Here is a 10,230-nt window from a genome sequence, read left to right on the forward strand (position 1 = left end):
ATACCTACGGTCGAAAGAAAACGACCGTTGGTTCCGTTCTCCAATTTTCGCTCAGCCTTTGGCTTAGAATCGAAAATTGGAGATGGTTCATCGGCCCGATGCGTCAGCATCTTGGGCCGATGGTATAAGCCGTCCCTTGCGAATGAAGCGATGCGGCGATGATCGGTGCCCGTTGCACCTGTGCGGGATGCCTCTCGTTCGGGCGCGGGTACCCCTCTCCCACATGGGAGAGGGGTACCCGCTATCAGAAAATAGAATTCAAAGTCAGATACTTGGATCAGGTCCTGAGTCAGGCGACGAGGTAGCCGCCATCGACCGGCAGCACCACCCCGGTCAGGAAGGCGGCGGCCGGGCTCACCAGGAAGGTCACAGCCGCCGCCACGTCGGCGGGCGTGCCCCAGCGGCCGAGCGGCGTGCGCGACAGGATCGGTCCCGCCCGGGCCGGGTCGTCCTGGAGCGCCTGCGTCAGCGGCGTGGCGATCCAGCCCGGCGCCACCGCGTTCACCCGGATGCCGTCCGGCGCATAGGCGAGGGCGAGCGACTTCGTCAGTTGCGCCACCCCGCCCTTGCTGGCGCTGTAGGCCGGCACCAGGCCGCCGCCGAAGAACGACAGCATCGAGGCGGTGTTGACGATCGTGCCGCCGGTCTCCGCCAGCCTTGGCCGCGAGGCGGCGCAGACCCGCATCGTGCCGGTGAGGTTCACCGCCAGCACCTGCTCGAACACCTCGGGACGGTGCTCGTCGCCGCGCCGGATGATGCCGGCGCAATTGACCACGATGTCGAGCCGGTCGCAGGCCCCGACGAGGGCGGCGACCGCGTCGCCGTCGGTGACGTCGAGTTCGTGCGCGGTGAGCGCGAGGCCGTCCGGGATCGCGCCGGCCGCCGCACCGATGCCCGCCGCGTGGACCCGGGCGCCGAGGCGGGCCAGGGCCTCGGCGATCCCGGCGCCGATACCCGAGGTGGCGCCGGTGACGAGGGCGGTGCGCCCTGCGAGAAGATCGGGGACGAAGGTCATGCCGTGGTCTCCGTCAGGATCGGCGTCTCGCGGCCGTCCGGCGGTATCCGCCCCCGGACGCTGGAACACCGGAATCCACCCCTTCGGGTGGTGGGGAATGAGGCTGCTCACAGATGACGTGCCGCGTCAGCCTCAACGATCGGCGGGTCCGGCTGATGGGCTCCGCTGTCGCTGCCCCGGAAGACGGGTTCGACGTCGGACGGCCGAGCCGGTCCTCGTCCGGCGTCGTGCGAGGCGCTTCAGCGGATGAAGCGGTCCACGTAATCCGCCCCCAGGCCGACCGTCTCGTAATGCGCCCGGCACATGTCGATCTTGGTGAAGACGTCCTCGTAGCCGGTATGCCGGCCCCACGGGTCGACGTAGTACATGCAGCCATTGACCTGGAAATAGGTGATCATCTCCTCGACGCCCTCGTCGACCACGAGTGTGTGGGTCTCGCCCGGCGGCTCGAAGGCATAGGCGCCCTCGCTGGCGACCCAGTCATGCTCCAGGTAGCGCCAGCTGCCCTTGAGCACGAAGGCGTGGACCGGGCCGGGATGGCGGTGGCGGCTGAGGATGCCAGCCTTGCGGACCTTGAGCAGGTTCATCCAGTAGCCGGCCGAGACGTTCAGGCAGAGCGGCCGGAACCACACGCTGTCGGCCTGGGGCACCCAGATCCGGTCGTCCTCGGGGATGGCCGGCGCCACCACGAGGTCGGGCCGGATCTCCGCCGGCTGCGGATTCTGGTACGGCATGCGCCGCAGGGTGGCAGCGTCGAGCCCGGTGGCGGGGTCGACCGCCGGTGGGGCAGCGTTCATGGCATCCTCCCGTCGTCCATCGCGTGGACGTTCTTGTTCGTGACAGGAATGGTTGGGGAGCGGTCGCGTCCTGTCAAATCGGTGGCGCCGCATGGCAGCCTTGCCCGACGGTGAGGGCGCGGAACAGGCCGACGCTGCCGCTCGCCATCCGGGCGGCTCGCCCCGGCCTTAAGTGGTTTGCATGTGCGAGAACGTCCAGAACGGAGACTCGGCAATCGTCCCGACGGTCGTTTTCAAGGACCGTCGATCTCATCCGATTGCCGACTGATCGCTTCGCGATGCGGACATCCGCTTCCCTCGGGCGTGTGGAGCCGACGGTTCCACCGCGCGGGCTGGCGATCCGACGTCCGGACCGAATCGTCCGGACGTCGGATCACTCGTGCCGCTGGGTCGGATCGACCGCCACGATGGCGCCGCTCTCGGCGTAGACCGCCCCGAGCACGGACCGGAAGTGGTCCCGGACCTTGCCGTAGCATTCGCAGGCGGCGTGCTCGGCCTTGGCCCGGTCCAGAATGGTGATCTGGCCGCGGCGCACCGAGATCAGGCCGCGGCGCTGCAACGACCCGATCACGCCGGTGAGATAGGTGCGGCGCACGCCGAGCATCTCGGCCAGCATTTCCTGGGTCACCGGCAGGACCGGGCTGCCGAGCCGGTCCTGGAAGGTCAGGAGCCAGCGCAGGCAGCGCTCCTCGATCGGGTGGACGGCGTTGCAGGCCACCGATTGCAGCACCTGGGCGAGCAGGCAATCGGCGTAGCGCACGAACAGGTCGCCCAGGGACGAGGAAGCCGCCCGGGCCCGGGTCAGCTGCACGGCATCGATGCGCAGCACCTCTCCCGGCACCTGCACGACCGCTTCGCTGAAGGCCGGCAGGTAGCCGTGGCTGACGACCCCACCGATCGCGCCCTCGTGTCCCACCGTCGCGGTCTCGACCATCCGCCCGTCGCGCATGCGCGAGACCAGCGTCACGGTGGTCTGGTGCAGCGGAAATGTGACGTGCGACACGTCCTCGCCGGCGCGAAACAGCGCCATGCCGCGAGCCCGCTTCCCGCGCTCGAGATGCGGCGCCAGAAGGGCACGGTCGCTCGCGTTGAGCGCCTCGAGCAGGAGGTTGCCCCTGAAAGGATCGGTCTCGGGGGCTCGCGACTCGTCCGGCGCAGTCAACGTCGTCGTCTCCGAAAAATCAGGGGCTGTTGTGCAATCCGGGCGGGGGCCGGGATGCCTGACCATGGCAGAGACGACCCGGTGCCGCTGCAACCCACGGTGTCGCCACGGGCGCAAGCCCACGCTCCCTCTAACGGCGGGTCACTCGTGTGTCCGTCAAATTTCTGACATTGCTTGGATGATTTCGGCCTACCCCGATCAGCCGAGTGCATGACGTCGCGCGAGGCTGCATACTATCCCATTCTATAATCGACGTCCTGTCGACGGCAATCGACGGTGCTGCCGCGCGCGAGAATCATATCTACGCATCAATATGTTGCGAGCTATTTCTCGCGTCAATCACATTTATTCTCCCTCTCAACCCTCGATCCCCGAAATGTGTTGTTCTGACAACCTGAAATGGGAGATGTCCGACACATCAGACGGCATGGAGAATAATGGAGCACAATATATTGTGCGCGATGTCATCAACGGGGCCGGCATCAGGCGGTGCAGCACGGCGCCCCCTCGCTCTTGACGACGCGTGCTTGGCGATGCGTGGCAGGCTCTCACCTGGAGGGCTTGCTGTCTCCGTCTGGATGGATCGCCGGATTTACGCAGGGGCAGGGGCGTTGTGCACGACGTCATTGCGGGTCCGGACAGACATTTGCCACCCCGATGGCGGGTGACGACATCATGCGTCTGGCCGCTTTATCCAGGGCGGATCGCCCGAAGGTCGGCGTGGAACGAGACGGAGAATGACCCCCGGGCGATCGCTGGTCGGTCAGATGGTTGAGCCGAACGTACCTTGGGTCTCTTAAAGAGTGTACGGCCTCGCCGGTCGCCGCCCTGCCGGAGATCGACGTCGCGATGTCGCCATCCGGGACCGATGGTCGAATCTGGCGTCCAGACGATCCGTCCGGAAACCGGACGACCTCGCCGTGGGCCGGTGCTTTCGATCTCGTCGCCGATCCCCTCGGACGACGGCGGGGCTTGCCGTCAGCCTGCCGACGATCGGCGGGGCGACGAACCCTCCTGCCTGAACAGACCTGTCGCCCGGCTCCGAAGGTCGGCCCTGGGGTCAGCCCTGGCGTCGTCGCCCCGGACTTCGGTCAGCCGTCGAGGGCCACGACGCCGGCATGCCCCATCACCGAGCGGGTGAGCCGGTCGGCCCCGAGTTCGCCGCCGGAATAGCCGAGGAGTTCCGCCAGCTTGTCGCGGGCACGGCAGACCCGGCTCTTCACCGTGCCGACCTTGCACTGCATCAGCGCGGCCGCGTCCTCGTAGGACAGGTCGCCGACGGCGACCAGCATCAACGCCTCGCGCTGCTCGGCCACCAGCTTGTTGAGCGCGGCCTGAAGGTCCTGCACGTCGAGGCGGTCGCCCTGGTTGGGGGCGGAGGTGAGGCGGGCGGAGTAGACGCCCTCGCCATCCTCGACCTCGCGGGAGCGCTTGCGGTGCTCCGAGTAGAAGGCGTTGCGCATGATCGTGAACAGCCAGGCGCTGAGATTGGTGCCGGCCTCGAACCGGTCGCGGTTCTGCCAGGCTTTCAGCATCGTGTCCTGCACCAGGTCGTCGGCCCGGGCCGGGTTGGCGGTCAGGGTCAGGGCAAAGCGCCGCAGGGCCGGCGCCGCCGCGAGCAGATCCTCGCGGAACCGGTCCTCCCTCGGAGCGCCGAGGGCGGCGAGCGCCCGATCGAGCCGGCCGAGCAGGTCCGCGAAGGCGGCGGGCGCCTCCACCTCCTCGACCGCCGCGTAATGGGCGCGAAGCCGCTCGCCCAGGTGCTCCTGCACCGACAGGGGCAGGGCCGGGGCGGTCTTCGGAAGGCCGGGGGGCTGGCTCTGGGTCATCGAGTCGTTCGGCTGGCACTGTCGAGTGCACAAGCTAGACCATAAGCAACCCCGAGGCGAGGCCGAAGCCGCCCCGGCCTCGATGCAGCGCAACACGAAGGCCGCGGCCGTGGCCGCAACGGCACGCCCGTCAGCGGCGGCCCTTCAGGAGCCAGCCCGCCGCGAAGGCCAGGCCGGCCACGGCGACAAGCGTCTCGGTCGGATGCGACTCGGCGCGGCGCAGGGCTTGTCGGCCGCGGTGGCGCGCCTCGCCATAGACTTCGCGCCCGCGCTCGTAGGCGTGGCGGCCGCGGGTCTCGATCTCGCCGGCGAGGGCCGCGCCGTCCTGCGACAAACCTTCCGCGACCTGCCGGCTGCGGCCATAAGCGTATTGGGCGCCACCGAGAACTTGGTTCAGGGCGCCCTCCGCCTGCGGCCGGGCGCGGCCGGCGACGGCGCCGAGCGCGGTCTGGCCGCGGCCCTTGAGGTGGCGCAGCCCTCCCTCGACCTGGTCCCTGTTCATCCCAGTCTCCGTCTTCGATCTCGCACGCCCGCGCGTTCCCCAACAACGGAAGGCCGGCCTCCCGCCTGAGCTGCGGGAAGCCGGCCCGACCGTTCGCCGTGCGGAGCCGGCACGAGGCCGGCCCGCACCACGATCTACCTTCAGATCAGAGCTTGCTCTTCACCGTGTCGGCGGCATTCTTGATGCCGTCCTTGACGTCGCCGGTGGTCTTCTGCGCCTCGCCCTTCAATTCCTGGGCCTTGCCCTCGGCCTGAAGCTTATCGTTGCCGGTGGCGCTGCCGATGCCCTGCTTGATGTTGCCGACCGCCTCGTTGGCCAGACCCTTGATCTTGTCGGTGGTGCTGCTCATGGGAAGCTCCTCGTCTCTTGCAGTTCGGTGACTGCTCAGGCCAGACGAACCGCCGAGACGCCGCATTGTTCCGCTGCGACAGAGGCGGAATCCACGTCCGGGCTGGACCAGGGCGGCGGAACCCGCTAGGTCGCGCGCCCTCCCTTCAGCTCCGGCAGAGATTCGCCATGGCGGCCTGTGGCCTCGATTTCGGCACTTCGAACACGACCCTCGGCCTGATCGGGGCGGGCGGGCTCGCGCTGGCGCGGCTGGAGGGAGAGGCGGTCACGATTCCGAGCGCGATCTTCTTCCCGCCGGCCGGTGACGAGGCGATCGGGCGCGCCGCCATGGCGGCCTATGTCGAGGGCGCGCCCGGCCGGCTGATGCGCAGCCTCAAATCGGTGCTGGGCTCCTCCCTCCTCGACGAGACCACCCCGGTCGGGCGCCGGCGGCTGTCGTTCCGGGCGGTGATCGCCCGCTACCTCGCCGCCGTGAAGGCGCGGGCGGAGGACCAGGCCGGCGAGCCCCTGACCCAGGTGGTCCATGGCCGCCCGGTCCACTTCGTCGACGGCGACGCGGACGGCGACCGCCGGGCCGAGGAGGCGCTGGCCGGCATCGCCCGGGAGGTCGGCTTTACCGATGTGTCGTTCCAGTACGAGCCGATCGCCGCGGCGCTCGATTACGAGCGCGGGCTCGACCGCGAGGAGGTGGCGCTGATCGCCGATATCGGCGGCGGCACCTCGGACTTCTCGGTGGTGCGCTTGAGTCCCGCGCGCCACCGGGCGGTGGAGCGGGCCGGCGACATTTTGGCCAATGACGGCGTGCGGATCGGCGGCACCGATTTCGACCGGACGCTGAGCGTCGGCGAGGTGATGCCGCTCCTCGGCCTCGGCAGCCCGATGCGGCGGCCGGGCCTCGACGTGCCCTCGGCCTATTATCACGATCTCGCCACCTGGTCGCAGATCAACCGGCTCTACGACGGCAAGACCCTGCGTGAGCTGCGCAGCTTGCGCCGCGAGGTGGCGCGCCCCGAGCTGATCGACCGCCTCGCGGCGGTGATCGAGGCCGAACGCGGCCACACCCTGGCGATGGAGGTCGAGGCGGCCAAGATCGCCCTGTCGGAGGTCGAGCGGGTCGACCTGCCCCTCGGCTGGGTCGAGCCGGGTCTTCAGGCCGAGATCGACCGCCCGGATCTCGCCCGCCACTCGGCCGATCTCGCCCGGCGCATCGCGGCCTGCATCGCGCGCTGCCTGCGCGACGCCGCGGTCGATCCGGGGCAGATCGACGCCCTGTTCCTCACCGGCGGCTCGACCCGCCTCGCCCCGGTCCGAACCGCCATCCTGGCGGCGGCGCCGGAGGCCCGGGTGGTCGAGGGCGACACCTTCGGGTCGGTCGGCCTCGGGCTGACGGTGGAGGCGGCGCGGCGCTACGGGTGAGCGTGGCGTCTCGAACCGGCCGTTCTCACGCCGCCCCGTCTGCCCCCGAAGCCGGCACCGCCGCGATGCCGGCCCCCGCCGCCCAGGCGCCGAGATCCTGCTTGCGGATCGCCGCCGCCATCATGTCGGGGAAGAGATCGGGGGTGCAGGCGAAGGCCGGCATGCCGAGGCCGGCGAGGCGGGCGGCGAGCGCCCGGTCATAGGCCGGCGCGCCCTCGTCGGAGAGGGCCAGCAGCGCCACCGCCTGGACGCCGGCCCCGACGAGGCGCTGCGCCTGGGCGAGCAGGCCGGCCTCGACCCCGCCCTCGTAGAGGTCGGAGATCAGCACCAGGATCGTGTCCTCCGGCCGGGTGATGCGGGAGGCGCAATAGCCCATCGCCCGGTTGATGTCGGTGCCGCCGCCGAGCTGGACCGAGAACAAAACCTCGACCGGATCGTCCAACTCGTCGGTGAGATCGACCACCTGGGTGTCGAACACCACGAGCCGGGTCGAGACCGCGGGGAGCGAGGCCATCACCGCCCCGAAGATGCTTGAATAGACCACGGAATTCGCCATCGAGCCGGATTGGTCGATGCACAGGATCACGTCCTTGAGCGAGCCGCGGCTCTTGCGGCCGTGGCCCAGCCGCGTCTCCGGGATGATGGTGCGGTACTCGGCCTGGTAGTGGCGCAGATTCGCCCGGATGGTGCGGTGCCAGTCGATCTCGGCGTGGCGCGGCCGGCGGTTGATGCTGGCGCGGTCGATCGCGCCGGTGACAGCCTGGCGGACCGGCTCCTCCAGCCGCTTCATCAGCTCGTCCACCACCTTGCGCACCACGAGGCGGGCGGTCTCCCTGGTGCGCCCGCCGAGCAGGCCGCGCATCGAGATCAGGGTCGAGACGAGGTTCACGTCGGGCTGGAGCGCCTCCAGCATCTCGGGCTCGGTCAGCATCCGCTTGAGGTCGAGCCGCTCGAAGGCGTCGCGCTGCATCACCTGCACGACCGAGGCCGGGAAGTAGTCGCGGATGTCGCCGAGCCAGCGCGGCACGGAGGGGGCGGAAGCGCCCAATCCGCCCTTGCGGTCGGAATCGTAGAGGGCGCCGAGCGCCCGGTCGAGGTGCAGGTCGCGCTCGCCCAGGGCGCAGCCGGTCCCCTCCGCCGCGCCTCCGCCGAGGACGAGGCGCCAGCGGCGCAGGCGGTCGGTCTCGCTCATGCCGTGTCTCCCGTGGCGTCTCCCGTCGTGGCGGGCGCGAGCAGCAGGCGCAGGAGCGGCAGCACGCCGGCCGCCCGCGCCGCGTCGAACCCCTCGGGCCCGTCCACGCTCCCCGCACCCGGGCCGCCGCCGCGCGCCAGGGTCTCGCCGATCGCCCGGCGCTCGGCCGGGGCGAGGGTCGCGAAGGTGCGGCGTATCAGCGGCAGCAACTCGGTGAACAGGGCCTCGTCGAGCCCCGCCAGCCAGTCGTCGACGACGCCGAGCAGGCCCTGGCCGTGGATCAGCACGGTGCCGCTCTCTTCCAGAAACCCCTCGATCCAGGCGGCGGCGGGCCCGGCGCCGGCGGCCCGCGACAGGGCGAGCCGCAGGCGGGTGCCGGCCTCCTCGGCGTCGATGGCGCGGTCGTCGAACAGGAGCCGCACCGCCCGGCCGACGACGCGGCCATGGACGTGGTCCTGATCGGCGAGCGCCCGCAACGCTTCCTGCCAGGTCGCCTTGAGGTCGGGATCCTCCAGGAGCGCCACCGCGCCCGAGACGGCGACGAGGTGCGCCTTGGCGCTGCGCGCCGCATCGTCGTCGAGGCTCTGGCAGGCGGCGACGAGGCCGGCGGCGGCCCGGGGCACCAGCCCCCGCACCACCGCGAGCACCGGTTCGGTGTCGGAGGAGCGCACGGAGCCGTAGCGGGCGAGTTCGGCCAGAGCCGGCAGCGCCTCCATGAGGTCGAACACGTCGGCCGAGACTGCGGCGCGGTCGTCCAGCGCCCGGGTCACCTGGGCGGTCGCCTCGGGCAGGTCGGCATCGAGCAGGGTCCCGATGAGGCCCGACAGGTCGGCGACGCGCTGCGCGCCGCGCGCCCGCGCCTTGACCCGGGAGGCGGCCGCCTCCGCGATGGTGCCGCCCTCGGCCGAGGCCGCCACCAGCTCCACCACCCAGTCCGGCTGCCAGGCGAGGAACCACGCCTCCTTGAAGGTGCCGCGCCCGCGCGCCTCGCGCCGCGTGCCCCAGGGCACGCCGATCAGCGCCAGCCGGTTGAGGAAGTGGCTGCGGGCGAGATCCGTCTCCTTGCGCAGGTCGAGGACGAGGTCGCCCGCCGCCGCGCCGGGCTTCAGCCGCAGGCGCTTGCACTGCGCCTCGAAATCCGCCTCCACCGGCGTGCCGGGGCTGTCCGGCGGCGTGGCGCCGAGGCGCTCGCCGATGACGAGCTTGCGCCGGATCAGCCCCATCGGTCCCGGATCGGCGAAGCAGAGGGTGGCCTGCGTCGCCTCGTCGAGATCGTCGAGGGAGGGCCGGGAGCGCCCACGGAACGCCGCCAGCGCCTCGGCGAGCCGCGCCGCCTCGATCACCGAGGCCGGCGAGGCGTCGAGGTCCTCCTCCCGCAGCAACGCGGCGGCGCGGGCGAGCCAGCGGGCGGCGACGCGGCCTTCGTGGTGCCACAGCGTGTCATACCATTCGGGCGACAGCACCCCGGCGCGGTAGCCGGAGGCGGTGGCCAGCCGCTCGTAGGACCAGGGCGCCCAGGCGGCGGCGACCTTGGTCTTGGGCAGGCCCTTGAGGACGGCCGTGTCGGCGCTGGCCTGGCCCTTGGCGTCGTGGCGCGCCAGCGCCGGCACGTGCCAGGCGCCGCAGACCACGGCGATGCGCGAAAACGCCTCCTTGGCGGCCTTGCGGATCGCCGCCCGCATATGGGCCTCGCGGGCCTCCTCGCGGATGCCGTCCTCCGGGTCGGGCGCCTCTCCCTCGCGCAGGACGCCCATCGCCTCGGCGATCGCCGCGAACACGTCGCCGTCGGCGCCGGCCCGGCTCTCCACCAGGGCGTCCCACCAGCGTTCGCCGTCCGGGTAGCCGGCGGCGGCGGCGAGTTCGCCGAGGGGGTCGCGCCGGATCGCGGCCGGGGCCGGCATGGGGCCGGCGGGTTCCTCCGCCGCGTCGGCGACCGGCTCGGCCTCGACCGGCGCGGCATCGCCCTCCG

General features: G+C 71.1%; 9 protein-coding genes. 1 reads left to right on the forward strand and 8 read right to left on the reverse strand.

Annotation, left to right across the window (positions count from 1 at the left end):
• Window positions 1-289: 289 nt before the first annotated feature.
• From VP06_RS28135 to VP06_RS28160, 6 genes are all read right to left on the reverse strand, one after another.
• Window positions 290-1,015, reverse strand: a complete 726-nt coding sequence (locus tag VP06_RS28135; RefSeq protein WP_048467117.1) for an SDR family NAD(P)-dependent oxidoreductase — start codon at window positions 1,013-1,015, stop codon at window positions 290-292.
• Between the two features lie 239 nt (window positions 1,016-1,254).
• The gene (locus VP06_RS28140) at window positions 1,255-1,812 is read right to left on the reverse strand and encodes a 2,4'-dihydroxyacetophenone dioxygenase family protein (protein WP_048467118.1); all 558 of its coding nucleotides are present in this window, start codon (window positions 1,810-1,812) and stop codon (window positions 1,255-1,257) included.
• 373 nt (window positions 1,813-2,185) lie between these two features.
• A complete protein-coding gene (locus VP06_RS28145) occupies window positions 2,186-2,974 on the reverse strand; it encodes a Crp/Fnr family transcriptional regulator (protein ID WP_048467119.1) in 789 nt (262 codons plus the stop codon).
• 1,091 nt (window positions 2,975-4,065) lie between these two features.
• Window positions 4,066-4,803 (reverse strand): NepR family anti-sigma factor, encoded by a 738-nt coding sequence (locus tag VP06_RS28150; protein ID WP_048467120.1) that lies wholly within the window; start codon window positions 4,801-4,803, stop codon window positions 4,066-4,068.
• Window positions 4,804-4,933: 130 nt separating this feature from the next.
• The gene (locus VP06_RS28155; RefSeq protein ID WP_048467121.1) at window positions 4,934-5,305 is read right to left on the reverse strand and encodes a CsbD family protein; all 372 of its coding nucleotides are present in this window, start codon (window positions 5,303-5,305) and stop codon (window positions 4,934-4,936) included.
• A gap of 145 nt (window positions 5,306-5,450) precedes the next feature.
• Window positions 5,451-5,654, reverse strand: a complete 204-nt coding sequence (locus tag VP06_RS28160; RefSeq protein ID WP_048430992.1) for a CsbD family protein — start codon at window positions 5,652-5,654, stop codon at window positions 5,451-5,453.
• Between the two features lie 167 nt (window positions 5,655-5,821).
• On the opposite strand from VP06_RS28160, the gene VP06_RS28165 reads away from it, so the two are divergent.
• Window positions 5,822-7,069 carry an Hsp70 family protein gene (locus tag VP06_RS28165; RefSeq protein ID WP_048467122.1) on the forward strand — a complete coding sequence of 416 codons (1,248 nt, stop codon included), beginning with the start codon at window positions 5,822-5,824 and terminating at the stop codon, window positions 7,067-7,069.
• A gap of 25 nt (window positions 7,070-7,094) precedes the next feature.
• Here VP06_RS28165 and VP06_RS28170 read toward each other — a convergent pair whose 3' ends face one another.
• Complete coding sequence (locus tag VP06_RS28170; protein WP_048467123.1) at window positions 7,095-8,261, reverse strand: VWA domain-containing protein; 1,167 nt, start codon at window positions 8,259-8,261, stop codon at window positions 7,095-7,097.
• Window positions 8,258-10,230: DUF5682 family protein (locus VP06_RS28175; protein WP_048467124.1), on the reverse strand; the 1,973-nt coding region annotated here is incomplete at its 5' end. The genes VP06_RS28175 and VP06_RS28170, both read right to left, overlap by 4 nt.

The sequence above is a fragment of the Methylobacterium aquaticum genome (genome assembly GCF_001043915.1).
Lineage (GTDB): Bacteria > Pseudomonadota > Alphaproteobacteria > Rhizobiales > Beijerinckiaceae > Methylobacterium > Methylobacterium aquaticum.